At 45.9% G+C, this 22,810-nt stretch carries 19 protein-coding genes; 4 read left to right on the plus strand and 15 right to left on the minus strand.

Annotated features, from left to right (window positions below):
• Nucleotides 1–22: 22 nt before the first annotated feature.
• The 4 genes from MHB43_RS21370 to adhE all read right to left on the minus strand — a co-directional run bounded on the left by MHB43_RS21370 (nt 23) and on the right by adhE (nt 8,269).
• Nucleotides 23–1,390: an extracellular solute-binding protein gene (locus tag MHB43_RS21370; RefSeq protein WP_405117934.1), complete on the minus strand. Its 1,368-nt coding sequence runs from the start codon at nt 1,388–1,390 to the stop codon at nt 23–25.
• Nucleotides 1,391–1,613: 223 nt separating this feature from the next.
• Entirely contained in the window at nt 1,614–2,366 is a 753-nt protein-coding gene (gene pflA / locus MHB43_RS21375) for a pyruvate formate-lyase-activating protein (RefSeq protein ID WP_036614436.1), read from the minus strand.
• Nucleotides 2,367–2,455: 89 nt separating this feature from the next.
• Nucleotides 2,456–4,714 carry a formate C-acetyltransferase gene (pflB, locus tag MHB43_RS21380; RefSeq protein WP_036614438.1) on the minus strand — a complete coding sequence of 753 codons (2,259 nt, stop codon included), beginning with the start codon at nt 4,712–4,714 and terminating at the stop codon, nt 2,456–2,458.
• 942 nt (nt 4,715–5,656) lie between these two features.
• Nucleotides 5,657–8,269, minus strand: coding sequence for a bifunctional acetaldehyde-CoA/alcohol dehydrogenase (gene adhE / locus MHB43_RS21385; RefSeq protein ID WP_405117935.1), 2,613 nt, complete (start codon nt 8,267–8,269; stop codon nt 5,657–5,659).
• Nucleotides 8,270–8,699: 430 nt separating this feature from the next.
• Here adhE and MHB43_RS21390 point away from each other — a divergent pair, with 430 nt between their 5' ends.
• Entirely contained in the window at nt 8,700–9,416 is a 717-nt protein-coding gene (locus MHB43_RS21390; protein ID WP_036614443.1) for a Crp/Fnr family transcriptional regulator, read from the plus strand.
• Between the two features lie 87 nt (nt 9,417–9,503).
• Here MHB43_RS21390 and MHB43_RS21395 read toward each other — a convergent pair whose 3' ends face one another.
• From MHB43_RS21395 to MHB43_RS21420, 6 genes are all read right to left on the minus strand, one after another.
• Nucleotides 9,504–10,217: a hypothetical protein gene (locus MHB43_RS21395; RefSeq protein WP_221822171.1), complete on the minus strand. Its 714-nt coding sequence runs from the start codon at nt 10,215–10,217 to the stop codon at nt 9,504–9,506.
• Nucleotides 10,218–10,414: 197 nt separating this feature from the next.
• Nucleotides 10,415–11,146 (minus strand): hypothetical protein, encoded by a 732-nt coding sequence (locus tag MHB43_RS21400; RefSeq protein WP_221822175.1) that lies wholly within the window; start codon nt 11,144–11,146, stop codon nt 10,415–10,417.
• Between the two features lie 191 nt (nt 11,147–11,337).
• Nucleotides 11,338–11,634, minus strand: coding sequence for a helix-turn-helix domain-containing protein (locus tag MHB43_RS21405; protein ID WP_221822238.1), 297 nt, complete (start codon nt 11,632–11,634; stop codon nt 11,338–11,340).
• Between the two features lie 523 nt (nt 11,635–12,157).
• Nucleotides 12,158–12,886 (minus strand): ThuA domain-containing protein, encoded by a 729-nt coding sequence (locus tag MHB43_RS21410; protein WP_017687549.1) that lies wholly within the window; start codon nt 12,884–12,886, stop codon nt 12,158–12,160.
• 24 nt (nt 12,887–12,910) lie between these two features.
• On the minus strand, nt 12,911–13,879 hold the full coding sequence (locus MHB43_RS21415; RefSeq protein WP_017687548.1) for a sugar phosphate isomerase/epimerase: 969 nt from the start codon (nt 13,877–13,879) through the stop codon (nt 12,911–12,913).
• Nucleotides 13,880–14,080: 201 nt separating this feature from the next.
• Complete coding sequence (locus tag MHB43_RS21420; protein ID WP_405117936.1) at nt 14,081–15,193, minus strand: Gfo/Idh/MocA family protein; 1,113 nt, start codon at nt 15,191–15,193, stop codon at nt 14,081–14,083.
• Nucleotides 15,194–15,383: 190 nt separating this feature from the next.
• Here MHB43_RS21420 and MHB43_RS21425 point away from each other — a divergent pair, with 190 nt between their 5' ends.
• Entirely contained in the window at nt 15,384–16,202 is an 819-nt protein-coding gene (locus MHB43_RS21425) for an AraC family transcriptional regulator (protein ID WP_221822176.1), read from the plus strand.
• 25 nt (nt 16,203–16,227) lie between these two features.
• On the opposite strand, the gene MHB43_RS21430 is transcribed toward MHB43_RS21425, so the two are convergent.
• The gene (locus MHB43_RS21430; RefSeq protein WP_036674958.1) at nt 16,228–16,542 is read right to left on the minus strand and encodes a hypothetical protein; all 315 of its coding nucleotides are present in this window, start codon (nt 16,540–16,542) and stop codon (nt 16,228–16,230) included.
• A gap of 32 nt (nt 16,543–16,574) precedes the next feature.
• A complete protein-coding gene (locus MHB43_RS21435; protein ID WP_405117937.1) occupies nt 16,575–17,513 on the minus strand; it encodes a Gfo/Idh/MocA family protein in 939 nt (312 codons plus the stop codon).
• Nucleotides 17,514–17,712: 199 nt separating this feature from the next.
• On the opposite strand from MHB43_RS21435, the gene MHB43_RS21440 reads away from it, so the two are divergent.
• Both MHB43_RS21440 and msrA read left to right on the plus strand, forming a co-directional pair.
• The gene (locus tag MHB43_RS21440; RefSeq protein ID WP_047843643.1) at nt 17,713–18,324 is read left to right on the plus strand and encodes a TVP38/TMEM64 family protein; all 612 of its coding nucleotides are present in this window, start codon (nt 17,713–17,715) and stop codon (nt 18,322–18,324) included.
• Nucleotides 18,325–18,504: 180 nt separating this feature from the next.
• Nucleotides 18,505–19,467: a peptide-methionine (S)-S-oxide reductase MsrA gene (gene msrA / locus MHB43_RS21445; protein ID WP_405117938.1), complete on the plus strand. Its 963-nt coding sequence runs from the start codon at nt 18,505–18,507 to the stop codon at nt 19,465–19,467.
• Nucleotides 19,468–19,571: 104 nt separating this feature from the next.
• On the opposite strand, the gene MHB43_RS21450 is transcribed toward msrA, so the two are convergent.
• From MHB43_RS21450 to MHB43_RS21460, 3 genes are all read right to left on the minus strand, one after another.
• Nucleotides 19,572–20,807: an MFS transporter gene (locus MHB43_RS21450; protein WP_405117939.1), complete on the minus strand. Its 1,236-nt coding sequence runs from the start codon at nt 20,805–20,807 to the stop codon at nt 19,572–19,574.
• Between the two features lie 81 nt (nt 20,808–20,888).
• On the minus strand, nt 20,889–21,497 hold the full coding sequence (locus MHB43_RS21455) for a TetR family transcriptional regulator C-terminal domain-containing protein (protein WP_405117940.1): 609 nt from the start codon (nt 21,495–21,497) through the stop codon (nt 20,889–20,891).
• 136 nt (nt 21,498–21,633) lie between these two features.
• Nucleotides 21,634–22,434, minus strand: a complete 801-nt coding sequence (locus MHB43_RS21460; RefSeq protein WP_405117941.1) for a lipid II flippase Amj family protein — start codon at nt 22,432–22,434, stop codon at nt 21,634–21,636.
• Nucleotides 22,435–22,810 lie beyond the last annotated feature (376 nt).

Raw genomic sequence — 22,810 nt, forward strand, 5'->3', positions numbered from 1 at the left:
CGCAGTTTCAACTTGAATTGGTTTATTCCACTGAGGCGTTTGCTTCCTCTTGCACCTTTTGCAACTCTTCTGCCATTTTCTCTGGCGTGGTCTGCCCACCAATCAACTTCTGAATCTGCAGATTGCTGATCTCTGTCGTCACATCGGCCTGAACGAGTGCATCAAATGCCGGGAACGACGTCTTGGACGCATTAAGCACGGCCACAATTTCTTTCATCAGATCATCGGTAATGCTATCGGTCAGCACTTTCTCGTCCAGCTTCATGGCAGGCAGCACACCATCTTCCACAAGACCACGGACCTGCATATCTTCATTGTAAAAGTTCTTGATAAAAGCCTTTACTGCTTCCAGCTTCTGCGGGTCATCCGCCACAGCTGCCGAGAATCCGTATCCATTGTTCACATCACGCATCAATGACGTCTGATCACCTGCTCCGTTCTCTACCGGAGGCATATTGAAGAATCCAACCTTGCCAATGAGTGATTCGCCACTCTGACCTTCCTTGAATACAGATGATTTCCATGTTCCGTCATACATCAACACCGCTTCTCCACTTGTAAATTGCGTGGTATATTCGGCATACTCAAAGCCCAGCTCACCTTTTTTGAAATAACCCTTATCCACCCATTCCTTATGTTTGGCAAAACCTTGCACAACACTCGGATCGGTCCACTTCGCTTCACCTGTTGCAAACTTTGCGGTAATCTCCGGCCCGGCATAACGGGACCACAGGTGGTTGGTTAACATAAGTGGTACCCAGCCCGCCTTGGATGCGGAAGCAAGTGGCACTTTGCCATCAGCCTTGATCTGGGCCAATATATTGTCCAGTTCAGCCATGGTGGTTGGGGCTTTCCATCCTTTTTGTTCAAAGTACTCTTTATTATAGAAAAAACCTTCGCCCGAACCGCCAATCGGCAGTCCATATACTTTGCCTTCATACGTAAACGGTTCAAGGGATGTAAACTGGTCCTGAATGCCCAGCTCTTGCAGGATTGGGGTCAGATCAAGCAGCATACCTTCCTTGGCATAAACTTTGGAATCCGGGCTACCGAACAGTTCAAATATATCCGGCGGGTTGCCTGCCGCCATCTCTCCGCGAAGCTTTTCCTTACGATTCACATCGGATTCGACACCATCCAGCGTAAAGGTCAGATTGGGTATCTCTCCCTCCACTTTGTCCACAACATCCTGCAGAATGGCCAGTCTTTTCTGTTTGTCGGCTCCCACCTGCGTGTGGCGGAGAAGCATCTCAATCGGTTCCTTACTTGTCTCCCCCGCAGGTGTATTGCCTGCGCCCTGCTGTGGCTCGTTACTTGAGCTTGCACATCCCGCCAAAGTCCATGAAGTGATAAGCAATAATGAAAGCAGTAACGTCATTCTTTTTTTCATCTGGTTGACCCTCCTCAAGATATTGAGCATTTGGCTTTACACTCTGATTATAAAAAGCCGGAGCTTACATCGTAAGGATGACAATTCATCAATGGAGGGATAAAATCCTTCACTGGACCCATAATCTTGCATTTCCAATGGATAACAGCAAAAAAACAGCCCCTGCGAAACATGTTCGCAAGGACTGCTTGGTTGATTGTTTTTATTATATATAAAGGTCAGATTACTTACCTGAACAAGCCATGCCAGCCGTTTCCTGGCGACCTTGTTCGATCAGGCGATACGCCCGCTCCACTTCTTCTTCACTTGGTGAAGGAACACCATCCAGTGGATATACTTTACCGAGCGCCTCCCATTTGTAGATCCCCATCTGATGGTATGGAAGAATTTCGAACTTCTCGACGCCATTTAATGTTCCGATAAACCGTCCGAGGTTAAGCAGATCCTCTTCCTCGTTATGAATGCCAGGCACATACACGTGGCGTATCCACATTTTCCGACCTTGCTCCGATAACCACTTGGCCGTTTTCAACGTTCTCTCGTTGGATTTGCCTGTCAACTTGATGTGTTTCTCATCATCAATATGTTTGAGGTCCAGCAGAACCAGGTCCGTGTGATCCAACAGATCGTGAATCCGTTCCGGTTCGTTAAAACCGTTGCTATCCAGTGTCGTATGCAATCCCCAGCGCCGCTTCACTTCCTTGAAGATCTCGGCTACAAAGTGGGCCTGTAACGTTGGTTCTCCGCCAGATATCGTGAGCCCGCCTCCGGAGCTGCGGTAGTAAGACAGGTAAGGCTCAATTTCAGCCAGTACCTCCTCAAGCGTCATTTCTTTTCCACCATCCAGCGCCCAAGTATCAGGGTTGTGGCAATATTGACATTTGAGTAGACATCCTTGCATAAAAAGCACAAAGCGGATGCCTGGGCCGTCAACCGTCCCGAAAGTTTCGAGTGAATGAATATGTCCGTTAACCATGCTGCCTCTTCCTTTCTGTATCCGCATCCGCTGTGCGTTTAATATGATTTGGAATACCTTGCTCTAGCGGTCTTCTACTAGCAAATTACTTACATCGAGCCATGGAACGTACGGTTGATGACATCCAACTGTTGTTCACGAGTCAATTTAATGAAGTTAACGGCATATCCGGATACCCGTATAGTCAGTTGTGGATAGTTTTCCGGGTGATCCATCGCATCAATCAATTGCTGACGATCAAATACGTTAACGTTCAGGTGATGAGCGTTTTGACCGAAGTAACCATCCATCATCGCAGTCAGGTTGGATTTACGTGTAGTCTCCTCTTTACCCAATGCTTTTGGCACGATGGAGAAGGTATTGGAAATCCCGTCAAGACTGTGTTCATAAGGCAATTTGGCTACCGAGCCAAGGGATGCCAGTGCACCTTTTTTGTCACGACCATGCATTGGGTTTGCACCTGGAGCAAATGGTTCACCTGCTTTACGACCATCCGGTGTAGTCCCTGTTTTCTTACCATATACCACGTTGGAAGTGATCGTCAGAACGGATTGTGTTGGAACTGCGTTACGGTAAGCTTTGTGTTTGCGAATCATGCCCATGAAGTTCTCGACCAGTTCAACAGCAATGCTGTCTACGCTGTCTTCATTGTTACCGTAACAAGGGAAGTCTCCTTCGATTTCGAAATCAACAGCGATGCCTTGTTCGTTACGAATTGGTTTTACTTTGGCATATTTGATCGCACTCAGTGAATCTGCTGTAACCGACAGACCAGCGATACCGCAAGCCATCGTACGTACAATGTCACGGTCATGTAATGCCATTTCGATACGCTCATAACTGTATTTATCGTGCATGTAGTGAATGACGTTGAGGGTATTCATATACAGCTTAGCCAGCCACTCCATCATTGGTTTGAAGCGTTTCATAACCTCATTGTAATCCAGTACTTCGCTAGTGATGGCAGGATACTCAGGTCCAACTTGTGCTCCGGATTTCTCGTCACGACCACCGTTGATCGCATACAGGAGAGCTTTTGCCAGGTTGGCACGAGCGCCGAAGAATTGCATTTGTTTCCCGATCTTCATCGCCGACACACAGCAAGCAATACCGTAATCGTCACCGTAGATCGGACGCATCAGATCATCATTTTCATACTGGATTGAGCTGGTTTCGATGGATACTTTACTGCAATAATCTTTGAAAGCTTCTGGAAGTTTCGTTGACCAGAGAACAGTCAAGTTTGGTTCTGGTGCAGGACCCAGGTTGTGCAGTGTATGCAGGAAACGGAAGCTGTTTTTGGTTACGCGTGTTTCACCATTCACGGACATACCGCCGATGGACTCAGTCACCCATGTTGGATCTCCACTGAACAGTTCGTTGTAATCCGGTGTACGCAGGAATTTGACAATCCGCAGTTTCATTACAAAATGGTCAACCAATTCCTGAGCCTGTTCTTCGGACAAAATCCCTTCTTGCAGGTCACGTTCAATGTAGATATCCAGGAAAGAAGATACACGTCCGAGTGACATCGCAGCACCGTTCTGTTCTTTGATCGCAGCGAGATAACCGAAGTACAACCATTGGAATGCTTCTTTTGCTGTTGTCGCTGGCAAGGAAATATCGAACCCGTGCATATCGCCCAATTGTTTCAATTCTTGCAATGCACGAATCTGTTCAGACAATTCTTCCCGCAGACGAATGACATCTTCATCAATAACATCAACTTCGAGTGCATTCAGTTCGCCTTTTTTGTTACGAATCAGGAAGTCTACCCCGTACAAAGCTACACGACGATAGTCACCGATGATCCGGCCACGGCCGTAAGCATCTGGCAGACCTGTAATAATTCCTGCTTTACGCGCTGCACGCATGTCGGAAGTATAAGCATCGAATACACCCTGGTTGTGTGTTTTGCGAATGTTTGTAAATATATCAATGACGCCCTGTGGCATTTCAAAGCCATATGCCTCACATGCGTCAATCATCATGCGAATTCCGCCTGTTGGTTGAATGGAACGTTTGAACGGAGCATCGGTCTGAACGCCGACAATCTGCTCTTTGGATTGATCCAGATAACCGGGTTGGTGAGAAATAATAGTACCTGGTGTGTTCACGTCAACGTCAAGGACACCGCCGTTATCCCGTTCTTTTTTGGTCAGATCAGATACGATCTCCCACAATTCTTTGGTATTCTGGGTTGCACCTGCGAGAAATGCTTCGTCACCGTAATACGGAGACAAGTTGTGTGCCAGAAAATCATTCACATCTACGGATTTGGTCCATGTTCCTTTGGTAAAGTTTCTCCAGCCTGTTTGTTGTTTGACATCTTTTTCAATCACCGACATCGTAATCCCTCCACTAATTTGGATTTCTGGACACATAACATCTTGCTTCATTCGTAGCATTGTGTGCCCAGAGCCGCGATTAATGTGAATTGTTTCACATAAACCGGAACATGTTCTCTCTACTTGGGAACCGGAACCGCGGGATGAATGTTTTTCTTACATTTTCAGTATACGACTTGGGGCTTTCATCATCTGTGATTTTTGTCACAAAGCCAGTGAACTAACTCACTCCACCTGCGCTGTGTCCCATTGAAATTGAAACTTTACACAGGATCACTGCGTGGCAGAACAACCTTCCAATCGCTGTTATCCCCAGATTTTTTTGATTCCCTTTTGAAAAGGGAAAATCCGGGGATAAAGGCGAACGCTTCGCTTTTTCAGGTTATTTCTGCCCCTCCGTTGTCGTGTAAAGGGTTCGTTCAAACGGCCCCATCACGGGTTCCGTGTAACCTCTTTGAGAACCCCTTTGCTCCTCTATGCTCGGAGCAAATTAAATCTTAGAATAAAACCTGAAAAACAGATGCTCGCTCTTCTGTTTTTCTGCCCTCTCGTTATTGTGTGAACATCTGGCTCAAACAGCCACGTCACGGATTCCGTGTAACCTCTATAGAACCCGTTGCTCCTCTATGCTCGGAGCAGCAAACCAAATCTTAAAATAAACCCTGAAAAACAGATGCTCGATCTTCTGTTTTTCTGCCCTCTTCGTTATTGTGTGAACATCTGGCTCAAACGGCCCCATCACGGGTTCCGTGTAACCTCTTTGAGAACCCCTTTGCTCCTCTATGCTCGGAGCAAACCAAATCTTAAAATACTCCTGAAAAACAGATGCTTTGCTCTTCTGTTTTTCTGCCCTCTCGTTATTGTGTGAAAGACGGCAATCGGGGCTCCCCTCTCGGGGAACCCTGATCTTCTTGCCGTAAGGCACGCTTCGTTCTAAATTTGTTATTCAAACTTTCCGTAGAAAGCGTTGCGGTATACATCAGCCAGTTCAGTTACCAACGGTAACTTCGGATTGGCGGTTGTACATTGGTCTTCGAAGGCACGGTCTGCCAGATAATCTACATGTGCTTCAAAGTCTTTGGCATCAAATCCGATTTCCTGGAACGATGCTTCAATGCCTAATGTTTTGTTCAGTTTGCGAATGGCATTGATGAGACTCGTTACGCCTTCTTCTGTCGTACGAGCAGGCAATCCCAAGATGCGGGCAATTTCAGCATACCGCTCATCCGCTACAAAGTGCGAATATTTCGGGAACGATGCAAATTTGGTCGGTTTTTTCGCGTTGTAACGAATGACGTGTGGCATCAGGATTGCATTAGTGCGTCCGTGTGCGGTGTGATACTGACCGCCCCATTTGTGCGCCAAGCTGTGGTTAATGCCCAGGAATGCGTTGGCAAACGCCATACCTGCAATCGTGGAAGCATTATGCATTTTCTCACGTGCCAGTTTATCTCCTTGCAGTGCCGATTGCTCCAGGTATTGGAACACCAGTTGAATGGCTTTGATCGCAAGTCCGTCCGTGTAATCATTTGCCATAACAGATACATAAGCTTCAATCGCATGCGTCAGTACGTCCATACCTGTATCGGCAACCGCTGTTTTAGGCAGGGAGTATACAAACTCCGGATCAACAATCGCTACGTCTGGTGTCAGCTCATAGTCGGCCAATGGATATTTGGTGTTGCCTTGATTTTTATCTGTGATAACCGCGAACGATGTCACTTCAGAACCTGTACCGGATGTGGTTGGGATCGCAACAAATTTCGCTTTTACGCCGAGACGTGGATATTTGTAGATCCGTTTGCGAATATCCATGAATTTTTGTTTCAGGTCGTTGAAGTCCGTGTCTGGGTATTCATAGAACAACCACATGGCTTTGGCAGCATCCATCGGTGATCCACCGCCGAGTGCGATAATGCAGTCTGGTTGGAAGCGGCGCATCATTTCGGTTCCGCGGTCTACCGTTGTTGTGGATGGATCTGGCTCAACATCGGAGAATACTTCGATCGCTACTGGCATTTGGCGTTGACGCAGATAGTGTTCTACCTTTTCAACATATCCAAGCTTCACCATCATGGCATCCGTAATAATCGCTACACGTGTGATGTCTGGCATTTTGGCAAGATACTGCGTTGCCCCTTTTTCGAAATAGACTTTGTTCGGCACTTTGAACCATTGCATATTCACGGTACGGCGAGCCACCCTTTTCACATTGATTAAGTTCACAGCGGTTACGTTGGAAGAAGTCGAGTTACGTCCGTATGATCCGCATCCCAGTGTCAATGACGGCATGTTTGTGTTGTAGATATCCCCGATGGCACCGTGTGTGGATGGTGAGTTCACAATAATCCGTCCAGTTTGCAGACGATCTGCGAATTTGCCAATCACTTCTTCATTTGTGGAGTGGATAACCGAGGAGTGACCCATGCCGCCAAAAGCAACCACTTCTGCTGCACGTTCAATTCCCTCTGCTGCCGTTTTAACTTTGTAACAAGCCAGTACCGGGCTTAATTTCTCAGCCGACAATGGGAATTTTGTACCTACCCCTTCAATCTCGGCCACGAGAATTTTGGTGCCTGCTGGAACTTCAATACCGCACAATTTCGCAATGCTTACCGCAGATTGACCAACAATCGCCGGGTTCACCGCACATTTCTCGGCATTAATCGCACCCGCTGTCAATTTTGCTGCTTCATCTTTGTTAACAAAGTAACAGCCGTTTGCAATCATTTTTTTCTTCACTTGATCAAAGATCGGTTCTTCAATGATGACCGCTTGTTCAGAAGCACAGATCATGCCGTTATCGAAAGACTTCGACAGGATCAAATCCGTTACTGCCTGATTGATATCCGCGCTTTTCTCGATGAAGCAAGGTACGTTACCCGGTCCTACGCCCAGTGCAGGTTTACCACAGCTGTACGCTGCACGTACCATGCCTGATCCGCCTGTTGCCAGAATGAGAGCCACATCATTGTGATTCATCAGTTCGTTTGTACGATCCATGGAAGGATCATCAATCCATTGAATACAATCTGCTGGTGCACCATGTTTCACAGCCGCTTCCAGCAGGATTTTGGCGGCTTCCCGGCTACAATTCTGTGCAGATGGGTGGAAACCAAAGATGATCGGGTTACGCGTCTTGATGGAGATCAGTGCTTTAAACATCGTCGTTGATGTTGGATTGGTAACGGGTGTAATCCCCATAATAATGCCGACCGGCTCCGCAATTTTCTGGAAGCTCTCATATTCGTTATCTTCAATCACACCTACGGTTTTGTCATACTTGATGCTGTGGTACACATATTCTGTTGCAAATATATTTTTGGTGATCTTATCCTCATATACTCCGCGGCCTGTTTCTTCTACGGCCATCTTAGCGAGCATCATGTGTTTATCCAGACCCGCAAGCGCCATCGCTTGCACAATCCGGTCAATCTGCTTCTGGTCCATCTTCATGAATGCAGCGTGTGCTTTATTCGCTTTGTCGATTAACGTTTGAATATACTGACCTGCTGTCGGTTCTTTTGCTGGGGCGACTTCGTTCTTTACAGCCATCTCCCTCATCCTCCTAAAGGTTCGTATTAGTTTGTCTCTCTCGTTTACATTCACATCGTAACATGACAATAAACTTAATTATGTGATTTTTTTCACAAAGTATAACAAATTTAATTTAAGTTTTGTAGTGTCCTTCATACGACCATTTTCACTTCCTATTTAAAATATAGGGCTGTAAAATTCATCCTCCCCATTAAAAGTGAATTTTATCACAATGTTTGAAATTTCGTCATTTTTGCCCCCTTTCCTTCCCCCTCAAACGGTAAGATTAGGTATATACTGAACTTAAAAATTGAACCACCGCAATTTGTACCGTCCTTCCTCCCGGCCGAGATGACCCTGATCAGGACGGCAACGGTTTGCGGCGAACCTCGGAGGCTACTGCTTATTACAGAAGGTCGTCCGATGGACACAAAGGGGAGATAGATTTATGAGAGAACTAACAACTGTACTGGAAAAGCGCGGTAATACCAACTGTTTCTCGGAAGCAAATTTCAACCATCTGTTGGTTACCATGAAAGATAGAACCTATCCGGAAGGTACACATCTGTACTGGGAAGGCGACATCTCTGACAAACTTTATTATATGAAACGGGGTCGTGCCCAGATCACCAAATCCACGGATGAAGGCAAGGAACTGATCATGTACATGTATCAATCCGGTGATATGATTGGGCAGGCTGATCCCTTCTTTGGCTCTAAACACAGCTTCTCTGCGGAAGTATTAGAGGATAGTGAGATCGGTGTACTGGAGCATAAAGACCTGGAGATGTTAATCTGCCAGCATTGTGACTTTGCGATCGACTTTATGAAATGGATGGGCATCCACCACCGGTTGACACAGACCAAATTCCGGGATCTCATGTTATACGGCAAACCGGGTGCACTCTGCTCCACCCTCATTCGGTTGTCGAATTCGTATGGTGAGCCTCATGGAGAGCATGTCATTATTCACAAAAAAATTACCCACACGGATCTGTCCAATATGATTGGAGCCACTCGTGAAAGTGTAAACCGCATGTTAAGCGACCTGCGTAAGAAAGATGGGATTGAATATGACAATGGCATGATTGTCATCAAAGATCTGAAGATGCTGCAAGGGATCTGTCACTGTGAGCTTTGCCCGAACGAGATCTGTCGTATTTAATATTTGACTATGCAATCGGAAATTGTTTATATATTTCAATGAAAAAAAGCCCATCTCTCTAAAAAGAGATTGGGCTTCTTGGTATACTTAGGATGCGTTGGTCAATTCAAGCTTTACCGCATCACGTGGATTCAATTTCATGTCCAAACCATTTTCCATTAATTCTTTGTCATTCACCATAATGACCCACCGCTCATTCATACGAGGCGTGACATTCTCGACCGAAACGACAAATTTGTTATTCTCCGACATTCTTACAATGCCGCTGGACTTCAACACATCGCGAACTGTGCACTCCTGAACATAGACGCCAGCATATTGACGATTAAGAGTTGGCATAATGTTTCCACCGCTAACCTTGAGTAACGTTGTCTGATATGCAACGCCATCCCCCCCACTGTCAGCGGCTTTCACGTAAATGATCACTTCATCTTTGGCATGAAGCTCCATGTCCCAATCTTCCTGCTCAATATCCTTGCCATTTAATTTGACAGCCCAGCTAAGCGAAGAATCCAGAGAAACTTCACCGACGGATTGAATCCGTTTGCCATCTGCCGTAAAATCAACCAGTCCGCTATTGAGTAATGCTTTTTTGATTGTCAAACCCTCACTAAAATCTCGCTTAATGGACTTTGTTGCATCAGGCAAAAACGTACTGCCATCTACAGCCACTGTGATTGTATTCGCTGTTTCTGTCTCTTTGACAATTGGCTGCTCAGAAGGCTGTGTCTCACTACAACCAGCCAAGATCGCCAGTAGGAGCAAACATACACCTATGTAACCGGGGATTTTCTTCATCATGTAGGTAACACCACCCTGCGTAAAATCATTCACCCTGTTGTCCATAACCTCTATTATGGCACAACCTTCGGCAAAAAAAAGTGTCAAAGCCGTTACTTTTATAGGGTTCCGCCTCCAAATAAGGCTTGTACAAGAAAGAGAGCCTGCACACAGGCTCTCCAATCTAAATTATTTTCACGTTATCATTGGTTGCGTTATCATTGGACACAAGCCTGCATGTATGTCCGTCCTCCATCGCCATCTTTCAGATATGGATTAAGTCCGAAGAACTGCTCCTCAGACACATATACCCCTGTCAGCAATCGCCCTTCAAGTAATCCACCATCCACCTGTACGCAGCATGAAGGTGCATCTACATACTCCTGATACAACGGAATCTGCCCATATTGTTGATGTACCTTGAATACCTTGCCTTGCTCATGCAAAGGTCGTTCCGAGAAATAGGTAGGCACAATATAACGGGCAATGACATCCAATTCCTGCACGCTATAAAAGGGTTCATCACCAAGCCATGGTGCAAACATTCGAATCTTCTCATATTGAGACCAGACAACCGCCTGAATCAGCATTTCTGCCTGAACCAGCCGACCTTCTCCCACATCCAGAACCCATTGCTTACCATGGATAGTTTCTTCCATCTGAGACATCGTTGAATCAGGTTGCCCCAGCTCACATCCGATACACTTCCAGCCCCTGGACGTTTGAATCCATTTTTGCAGCACCGCCGGAGCTAATCTCGGACCATCGCTGTTCACAGAATGCGTATTCAATTGGGCAAGATCATCCTTAACCGATCGGGAATATGCTGTGCGCTTGAATAACTCTGCAGCTTTTTTGTAAATTAGATGGACCTGAATGGATGCGCTCTCAAGTTCTGCAATATCTTTCTTGCCGTAGCGTACTTCACGGGATAAGCTTTCTTCTCTCATGACGAGTGGGCCTCCTTCGCTCCGGCCGTCTGTGGCCATTTTCTATAGATTATACTACAACTCATGACAACATGTGCATAGCCCAAGAGAAAAACGCCGCTCCACCTAATCCTTAAGACAAAAACCCCTGATTTCCACGGAAATCAGGAGTCTATGTCATTCATGCAACGAATGCGGGTGATGCTTATACGTTAGTCAACCCACTGCTCAGCCCAGTCTTGAATTTGATTCATGACAGGCTGGAGCGCTCTACCTTTATCCGTCAGTTCATATTCAATACGAACCGGCGTCTCGGGATAGACGTGACGAACCAGAATACCTTCACCCTCCAGATCTTTCATCCGTTCGGATAACATCTTATCACTCATGGATGGGATCAGATTGGAGATATCCTTGAATCGCTTCGAACCACTCATCAACGTTTGAATAATTAAACCATTCCAGCGCTTGCCCAAAAAAGAAAACGCCGTCTCAAAACGCGGACACATCCGCAAGTCTTGACCTTCCACATTAATCACCTCTTTAGAGATCACTCAACTTACATTTTGTTAGTATATTTCATAATAACATATTTAAGCTTCAAAGAAAACGCCTGCAACTAAAAAGTTTAAATTTTAGAAGCATAATATCCAAAATGGATCATATATCCCAGTATACATTACACGCTGCGTCGTAACCATGGGAAATATCGTATAACTTCCCATAGTACTATCTTACCCAAAAAGAACCCAACTGCCACAGTCATCATTGACTCGGAGAAGGGTTCCTGGGTATATGCTTGCGTTTACGTTATCTATATCAGTTCAACTAAAGAATATCTACACTAGCACTTCAATGTCAGAACAACTTTCCGATCGCTGTTATCCCCAGATTTTTTTGATTTCTTTCTATAGGGAAAAAAATCCGGGGATAAAGGCGCACGCTCCGCTTCTTCAAGTTATTTCTGCCCTCTCCGTTGATGTGTAAATGTTAGTTGAACTGATATATCTCTTTCACGAAGCAAATTATGAATTAAACCAGCACGCCACCAAATGGTCTTACAGGTTCACTCTTGCCAAATTCCGGCTTAAAACTGCGGGCAGGATATGCCCATTTCACTGCGTTGCTGATTACTCTTAATATTTCCGGTTTGTAATAGGTCGGATACGTCTCATGACCTGGTCGGAAATAAAAGATTTTACCTTCACCACGCCGGAACGTACATCCGCTCCGGAATACTTCCCCACCTTGGAAGTTGCTTACAAATACCAGTTCATCCGGCACTGGAATATCGAAGAATTCACCGTACATCTCTTCTTTTTCCAATACAATCTTGCCTTCGATGCCATCCGCAATCGGATGAGATGGGTTAACACACCATACAATTTCCTGCTCGTCAGCTACACGCCATTTCAGATCGCAGCTTGTTCCCATCAGCGCTTTGAAAGGTTTGGAGAAATGACCTGAATGGAGCACAATCATTCCCATGCCGTTCAGCACTCGCTGCGCAACCTTCTGTGAGATCTCATCGCTTACGCGATCATGTGCCATATGTCCCCACCATATGAGCACATCTGTGGAATTCAGCACTTCATCACTTAATCCGTGTTCAGGCTGATCCAGTGTAGCTGTACGAATAGCAAAGCCTTCGCCGCCAAGTCCGTCAGCCAGTGCTCGATGCAGACCATCCGGGTAGACTTCCCTTACTTCATCGTGAATTTTCTCATGGACAAATTCATTCCAAATGGTGACGTTGATCATATTCAATTTCCCCCTAGTGTAGCTCTAAACCCACCACATGTCGCCCAGCGGTTCTTCGATCAATACTTGCTGGAGATTTTGCACGGCTTTAGAGAATCCTTCTTCAACCGACATCAGACCGTCTTCGTGCTCAATACTTACTACATAATCATATCCGACCAGACGCAAGGCACTCATAATATCTGCCCAAGTCTTGTTATCATGTCCATAACCGACCGAGCGGAACTGCCAAGCCCGATCCAGCATATTGGTATAGTCCTGCATATCCGTTACACCGTGTTTGTTCACGTTTACCGGATCAATCGTTGTATCTTTTGCATGGAAGTGATGGATGGCTCCTTCACGTCCCAAGATGTGAATTGCCTGAACCGGATCAATACCTTGCCACCACATGTGACTTGGGTCCAGATTGGCTCCGATCACTTCACCTGCTGCTTCACGCAGTCTCAGCAAGGTTGCTGGTGTATGAACGGAGAATCCACCGTGCAGCTCCAATCCAACTTTTACGTTACGATCTGCTGCAAATTTACCCCACTCTGTCCAGTAAGGGATCACTTTGTTCTCCCATTGCCACTTCAGGATCTCCTGGAAGTCATTTGGCCATGGTGCAACAGGCCAGTTCGGATATTTAGCATCCTCATGGTCTCCCGGACAACCGGAGAATGTATTCACTACAGGTACTTCCAGCTTCTCAGCCAGTTCTACCGATTTAACAAAATCATCGTGAAATCCTTTGGCAATATCCTTTTGCGGATGTAGCGGGTTACCGTGACAGCTGAGTGCACTGATCGTCAAACCACGTGATTCCACTGCATTTTTGAAGTTTTTCAATGCTGTAGGATTGCTTAATAACTCATCTGGCTTACAATGTGCATTGCCTGGATGTCCACCTGTTCCGATCTCTACTGCTTTTAATCCCTTGGATGCTACATAATCAAGAGCATCCTCCAATTTACGTCCTCCGAATAGTACCAAAAATACGCCGAGTTTCAAGTGCGATTCCTCCCTGGATTAGATATCGTATGATTGCTGAATTCATGAATATTGAACTGTATACAATTACCGTTCAGATCACATGCCTGTTTGATTAGTGTGGAAAATCGAGAGTGTTTCTATCCTGAAATTGAACGTAAGAATACTGGTTATTCTGCTTCACCCGTAAGAGCATCAAGCTTCGAACACTTATTGCTCAGACTAGTGGGATTCCACGGTTTCAATCTCAGTTTGAACTGTGCGAGTTACTGCAAAAGAATCATAGCTGCTTACCAGATGTATGTGCTTGCCTTCAAGTGAAGAACGCTGGAATGAATGCATGGCTTCCAGTACGTGATAAGCAAGCTTGCCACTGGCTTTGTGTTCCCGTCCGGCACGAATGGATTCAACCATTTCCGTTACGCCGATGCCTCGTTCGTTTTGTCCACTTTCGAAGACTGGTTTAACCGTCTCCCAAGTGTCTTGACCGTATCTGCGAACCTTCACTTCCCCGTTAAAATAATTGGGGTCCGGTACACTAAGCGTACCTTCTGTACCATAGATTTCAATACGTGGCAGATCCGAAGCTCCACGAATATCAAAACTGGTGATCATGGTTGCAATGGCACCCTCTGCAAAATCAATGGTTCCTGCCAAGTGGGTAGGCGTCTCTACTTGCAGTGCTGTGCCTTCCTTCGGCCCAGAGCCAATCTTGCGATCTGCAATCTGTATGCCTGCCGAGGCGCTGATTCTGCGTATCGGTCCAAGCAACGTAATCAGAGCGGTCAGGTAGTAAGGTCCCATATCAAACATCGGTCCGCCACCTGCGACATAAAAGAACTCCGGATTAGGATGCCAAGCTTCTGGTCCTCCACCCATAAAGAATGAAGTCGCTGCAACCGGCTTGCCAATGAGCCCATCCTCAATGGCCTTACGAGCTGTCTGTATGCCTGAACCAAGGAAGGTATCCGGTGCAGAACCAACATACAATCCCTTTTCCTCAGCCAACTCAACAACCTTGCGACCATCCTCAAGAGAAATTGCCAGCGGCTTCTCGGCATACACATGTTTGCCTGCTTCGAGTGCAGCCAGATCGGTCATGGCATGACTGCCAGGAACCGTAAGGTTCAACACAAGTTCAATTTCGTTATTTTGCAGCAACTCATCTACATTGTAAACGTTTGCGATATTAAATTCATCTGCCCGTTCCTGAGCGCGTTCACGAATCAAATCCGCAACAGCCACGACTTCAATGACCGGGTTGTTTTTGAGATTTTCCAAGTAGATGGCGCTGATGTTACCACACCCGATGATGCCTGCTTTCATTTTCTCCACTGTGACGTTCATCTCCTTACGCATGGTGAAAATCTGCGTTTGAATGGTTGAGATACTTATGTTTTGTTGGATGTTTCCTGTTCCTTGAATCTAATACTATGGTATTCCGTTTCAGCTTCAATTAAAATGAATAATATGATTGAAACATGAACTATCTGGTCATAATTTTCAAATTGCAAGGAGTATGCCCATGCCGACAGATCAATCCTGCCAAGTTCTTACAGCAGGCTTTTCATTTCATCGTAAACCCTACGCTATGGTGCAGCCTGAAGGCGTGAAGAACTACCTGTTAAGACTGCAAACAGACGGACGTTGCCGTGCACGCATAGACGGGGACATGTCCCTGATAGATGCGGGCGATCTGCTTCTTTTTGATCCTGACGAGCCCTATGAGCTGAGAATAGACAATGAAACCAATCCGATGGGAGAACGACTGGTGGAGAGTGGCGACTATCACATCTTCTTTAATGGTTCCTGGGTGGATGAGTGGTGGAAGCGTCACAAACGGCCGACCCGAATCAAAGTCGAACTGACGGAAAGCCTCTTGGTCCTGTTTCGACAACTCGTGCTGGAACAGCGCCGCATCTCCAATCCTTATCCGGAAATTTCAAGTTATTATATGCGAATTTTATGTCTTGAAGTGGATCGTCTGCTCGCGGAGCATCCCACGATAACCAACACCAATTATGTGGCCTATGAGATCAAGAATTACATTGAAGAGAACGCTTCCTCTTTATTCAAGCTGGATGATGTGGCAACACATATTGGCATCAGTGTCTCACGGGGTGTTCATCTCTTCAAAGAAGCATTTGGCAAAAGCATCATGCAATACACGCTTGACGTACGGTTGAATATGGCCAGGGAACGGATTATTTTCAGTCCAATGACCCTGGAGCAAGTGTCTGAGTCTTCCGGCTTTAACAACTATACCTATTTTCATCGGGTATTCCGTTCCCGGTTCGGCATGTCCCCGAAGGAATTCCGCGTCATTCACCGGGAACAGATGTAATCATATTAGTATACGTAAGTTGAACTTATTTGCGCGCGGCTATGGCCTCGGATACAACCATCGCCAGATCTTCATTGCCAAACATGGACAACACGCCAAGTACCGTATCATCCGGGATCTCACCGGCTTCCTCCTTGGATACAATCAACTTCTGCACCTGCTGCAAACGCTCGTTGCTTTGCTGATCCGGGTAGGCTTGCCGGTACATCTCTTCCGGGTCCAAACCATTATTGACACACCACTGGGCAAATACGAGGATCATCATCTCTTCTTCCTGTTTATAGGTTTCTACAACAGCTTCCTCGATCTGTTTATTACGTTCCTTTTCATATTCATCCATGACTTGTATTCCTCCGTAAGTGTATTCTGCAATTATTTGCGAATCAATTGTTCCGCCAGTTCATGACTGTCCATGACGTGACTTGCACTGATCAGGCAATCATCAGGCGAGTCCAGACAAGCCAGGAAATTATCAACTGCTCCGCTAAAACCTCTGCGTGTTAACACGGTGTCCCAGCTCCCGAACGTTTCTTTGGTTTCCAGACTCCCCTGTTCCATGCAGCGGATCGTGTCCATGTTCACCACTTCAACAGAGCGTCCACCACCATGCAATTCGATCTTCTCCAGGTCTGCCCCAGCCTCACGCACCATATCGAATCGACCGTAAGCTGTTCTGCCCAGCTTGGCCGTTCCGGTTGCATGCAGCAGTCTGTCCAGATCATTCTTCCGAATCCATTGATGAAGCAACTCCACATTATGATCCGAGTACCACAACATCAGATCCAGTATATGGATGAGATCATCATAGATGGTTTCTGCCGCAGGACGATCCTGAATGCCTGTACGATGTTTGGTCACTGTCAAGGATTCAAAACCTTTTCCACCCTGCATCCATTCTTTCCCTTTTTGGTACATCGGTGCGAATCTGCGGTTGAAGCCCACTGCCAGCAACAGTCCTTGTGCCTCGGCAAAAGCAGTCATCTCTTCCGACTCCCGAATTGTATAGGATAACGGCTTGTCTACGTACACGGCTAATCCCTGTTCCAGACATTGCATGACAATGTCAAAGTGCGCTTCCGTTGCTGTATGTACAAACACGGCATCCAAGTCCCAGGACAACAGTTCTTTCAGATCCGTTGTTCCCCGTTCTAATCGATACGCCTCTTGAACGGCTTTGACCGGCTCCGGAGATCGGTTCATAATGCCTACAATCTCCACGTTCGGATGAGCTGTTAACAGAGGCAAATATACTTTACGTGCAATATCGCCCAGGCCGATAATTGCAACTCGTTTACGTTGGGTTGTTTCCATGATGATCATTCCACCTTCAGTTCGGTTCTATATTTCCACGTCCTATAGTGTAACCCTTCGGACAGCAACTTGCCAGTGATTGCAGCACACTTCGCACGAATTGTTCAGACAATGGGCGAACGTGGTAAACTTAGGAGGAACAGCAGTACAGATCGGGACACGACCAGACCTGCCTGATCTGAAAGGAGCGTTTGGGATTTTGCGAAAATGGTTATGGCTCCTCCTATATGTTTTACTTGCTGGAGTCACGTTTATTTACAGATATGAACTGCTGGCCTGGACCGATCTTCATCAGTCCATACCGCTGTTACTCGCCATGGCAACATTGTTTGCTCTTGTGCCTGTAATTCCTTATAAGTTTGTTATTATCGCCTTTGGTTACAGTTACGGTACCACCACGGCAGCCTGGATATGCTGGCTTGGCACCACACTTGCAGCCATGCTCGTTTATGGTGGAGCAAGAACCATCTTCAGACATCAGGCGAGATCGTACCTCGAACGCATTCGGGGTCTGAACCGTTTTACCACATGGATGGAAGCACATCCGTTCATGGGTGTCATGTCGATGCGACTGTTGCCGATCGTGCCTCAGATGGCCGTTAATATTTACGCAGGTATAACGTACACGCCATTCTGGGTCTTCATGGTTGCCACGGCCATTGGCAAATTGCCAGCGATTTTTGTTTTTGCCTATGCAGGTGCACAGGCTGAAACCTCCATCTGGCTGAGCCTGGCCATCCTTGCCGGATATCTGGTGTTCATGGCCATTGTATTGCTCTTATTTCGCTTTCGGTCACGCAACAAAGCCTGAATTCAGAATTCGCAAACCGTTCAGATTCAGCTTGTTTTCATTCCGGCTTGGTTGGCTTGCCAATTCAGGATATAATAGAAGAGCGAGCTAATGCTTGTGTAACAAGTTTTAATAAAACGGTAGATTGCTGGAGCTCGAACACGAGCGCTAAATCTTCATCAGAAATGGAGTGACTATAGCATGGAACAACATTCAAGTGAGTTAGCAACTTTTGCAGGCGGATGCTTCTGGTGTATGGTATCCCCCTTTGAAGAACTGCCCGGTATTCATAAGATCGTATCGGGTTATACAGGAGGACATACCGAGAATCCAACATATGAAGAGGTCTGCTCGGAGACAACAGGACATGTAGAAGCTGTGCAAATTACGTTTGACCCTGCCATCTTCCCTTATAAGAAACTGGTTGAACTGTTCTGGCAGCAGATTGATCCTACGGATACAGGCGGGCAATTCCATGACCGTGGATCTTCCTATCAGACGGCCATCTTCTATCACAGCGAAGAACAGCGCCAGATTGCGGAAGCTTCCAAAACGGAGCTGGGACAAAGCGGACGTTTTGACAAACCAATCTTCACTCCGATTTTGCCAGCCAAACCGTTCTATGAAGCGGAAGAACATCACCAAAATTATCACCGGAAGAACCCTGCCCATTACAAACGCTACAGCAAAGGTTCTGGACGTGTAGATTTCATCGAACGCAACTGGACCGGTAACGTGGATAAAGACGGGCTGAAAGAGCGTCTGACGCCGCTTCAATATGAAGTTACGCAGAACAGCGCGACCGAGCCTGCATTCCATAACGAATTCTGGGATCACCACGGTGATGGTATCTATGTGGACATCGTATCTGGCGAGCCATTGTTCAGTTCTACCGACAAATACGACTCCGGCTGTGGCTGGCCGAGCTTCACACGTCCATTGCGTGACCACAACGTGAAGGAAAAAACCGATCTCAGCCACTTCATGATTCGTACCGAAGTGAGAAGTCGTGAGGGCGATTCCCATCTGGGTCACCTGTTCAACGATGGTCCTGCCGAAGCAGGTGGAATGCGTTATTGCATCAACTCTGCGGCACTTCGTTTTGTACCCAAAGAAGACTTGCAAAAAGAAGGATACGGTGAGTACGCCGTCCTTTTCCAATAAGTTATAATACTAATACAAAAAGAGCAGTGGGATGATCCCGCTGCTTTTTTGTTGTAAGTTCTTGTTTTTCATAGACGAACTATTGTTGCACGAGAATGAACTGGTTAGGTTTGGCTCGAAGAGATTTCCGAAATCAATTGGCTAGCAGGAGCCGTCTGATCATTATGAAATTGAATTCGCATCGCTGGAACAATACCCATGATCATCACGGTAACCGAGATTGCGTAGACGATAAAAATGGATGTGCTGTTCATCAGTACACCTGCCATGGAAGATCCAAGAAGCATGCTTCCTATGAATAAAGGTGTGATGGTGCCATTCACTCTCCCGATCAAGTGCTCATCTATCCGGGTGACCAGGTACGTAGAGATGATGACGTTGATAAATGCCAAACTGATTGAGCTCAAGAAGCTGATCAAAAGGGTCAGCCAGAACCAACTGGATAACACTTCCCCCATCGTGGCTACAGCCAGACACAGCACACCTACGATCAGAGTTAGAGTCTGGTTCAGCTTGGCACTTACAGCAGCCGCAATCCCTCCTCCAATCAATAAACCTAATCCGGACGCTCCAGAGAGAAACTGTAACGACGTTGCTTCAAGTCCCAGACGTTCGGTGATCAGAAATATTCCAAGGGGGCTGATGAGACCCGCAGAAAGCCCTATACAGATGAATACCAGACTAAGCATTTTTAACGAGCGAGATCGAGCAACATATTGCCAGCCCTCTTTGATATCCGCTAATAATGAGGTATTTGTTTCCCGCTGGGTGGCGTCTTTAGGCAGAAATGTGAGTAGAAGCGCAGAGGTAAGGAATAGAATGAGTAATGCGTACATGGATGCCTGAATTCCCATTGCAGTGTATATAAACGTTCCAACGATTGGTCCGAGAATTAAAAACAACGATTGACCACTCTGTGTAATCGCAATTGCAGATTGCAAATGTTCTCCCTTTACATTTCGCCTCACAATCTTTAGAGAAGATGGCTGTGAAAACTGGCTAACGATAGAGGATACAAACGTGGCTACGTATAGAATCTGCCAATACCCGGAAGATAAAACACCGATAATCATGACAATAGACAACGCACTCAGAATATCCCCCAGTATCATCGTACGTTTGGGATTCCAGCGATCAGCAAGTGCACCGCCAACGATGGAGAAAACAAAAATCGGGGCATATTCAAGTACGGTAATCAGCGAGACAGCTATTGGACTTCCTTGAGTTCGATCCATTACATAATAGAGGATTGCCATATTTCGGATCCATATCGCCAGATTTTGCAGCAGATCAGACCCTGTCACGATTAAAAAAGCTTTATTCCTGAACAATGTGTTCATTCTCCATCTCCTTTTTTAAACCGACTGTCCGGTTTATTAATATTTAAAAAGAAAAACTGACGTTACATCAGCTTTTCATGGTTAACGTTGTTGAATACCTGCCAGCAGAGCGGCCATGCCTTTGTGGTAAATACGACGAATATCCGTCAGGTCCTTCTCATAATAGAGTGTAGTCAATCCGCTAAACAGACCGTAGATAATGTGCATTACATCCTGTGGGTCATCCTGTTTTAACTCTCCATCTTCCATCCCTTTAGTAATAATGGACTCGTATGTCGCATACGGAATTCGGATCAGGGAAAGCATCTCATCAAGCATCTCCTGACTAACGACCTGACCCGAGACAAACTCGTTAATGGCGTGATTCAGCGGGTTAGCCAAATCATCCACGTAATGATCAGCAAGTCCGTACAATTTGTCTATGGCAGTCTTATACCCGGATTCTTTGTCCAGCCAAGCATCCATCCAATCTTCATTGTTAAGCTTGATTAGATACATGAATAACTCTTCTTTGCTTTTGAAATGATAATAGATGCTGCCTTTACTCCGATTGTTAATCGTACATATGTCTTCCATGGAAGTTGCACTATATCCCTTTTGGGCAAACAGTTCCTTGGTATTACGTGCAATGTCTTTTTTTATCTGGGTAACATCTTTTCTTCGTTTAACTTCGATTGGAAAAACCTCCATAAAATAAACCGACTATTCGGTCTAATAGTATCACAGCACAAATAGTCCGTCAATTCAATTTGCACAGGCACCCTCTCATTTGCTGTTTCAAAAAGATGTACAAGAGAGTGCCTGGCTAAAATTCAGGAAAGAGTCGTCACATCATACTTACGATCCAACCGATCCAATACGCAAATGGAATTAATAACAACTGTGCCAACAGTGTACCGAATAGACGGGATACGAGCATGCAGCCATAAATCTGATTCATGCGATCCAAACGGATCTCGCCACGTAATGATTTGTCACTAAGCAGGGAAATCCGCGGATCAATCAGGATGGTTAACAAAATAGTCGCTATTCCGTTAATTAACCCGGTTGATTGGGATGCAGCTACAGCCTGCCCTGGGTAAAGGTACGCTGCGTATAAGCTGGACAGGACACCTGTGGTATAGATTGCGGTTACCGCTACATTCAGCATCATTAACCGTCTTGGCATCCCATGTTGTACCAATCGTTTGGCCATCTTCCAGGATGGCGGGGTGATGTAATACGTTGCATTTCTAATCTTGCTTCGCTTCAGCATACCGCGAACCATCGCAGGGATGGAACCGGCTGCTTCAAAATGTACAACCATTCTTGATGAGAGCTTCACCATGGTTGGAAAACACAATATGGCTAATGCCGTTCCAATTGTTGCCGCACCCATTAACCAGTGCAACTGCGCCGCAAAGTGTGGATTGGTTCCACGTGTTGCAGTATCCACTAGATTACCTACCATCGGACCTTGGGCCATATTCGAGGTTCTAGAAACCAGCAGCAAGATACCCGCCAAAGAAATGGCTAGCGCAATTCTGCGGGTGCGTAGTCCACCAAGGCGGAGCGCGTATGACAAGCTGTCTGCGGCATGAATCAGCATGGTGAACAGCATAGGGATTGCCAAACTAAGACTAAACATATGTATGTACTCCTTTATATTCCTGTTATTGAACTTATTTCTTTCATGGACAGCATTATACTCCTCTGGCTTGCAAAAGTATAGGAACGAGATCCTTTTATATAAGTTGAAATAAATAATGTTTACACTGGACACTCCGATGACAGAAAAACCTCCGATCGCTGTTATCCCCAGATTTTTTGATTCCTTTTATAAAGGGGTAAATCCGGGATAAAGGCGAACACTTCGTTTCTTCAGGTTTTTTCTGTCCTCTCCGTTTCGTGTAAATGTTTATTTCAATTTATATAGATCATCGGTAAATGCACTTACGACCTCGGCTGTTCATCGTTTATCCCTCCCCTCAGAGGGTAATATACAACTAATCCATTAATCCATA

It is taken from the genome of Paenibacillus sp. FSL H8-0317, from assembly GCF_045040685.1.
In the GTDB taxonomy this organism is placed as follows: domain Bacteria; phylum Bacillota; class Bacilli; order Paenibacillales; family Paenibacillaceae; genus Paenibacillus.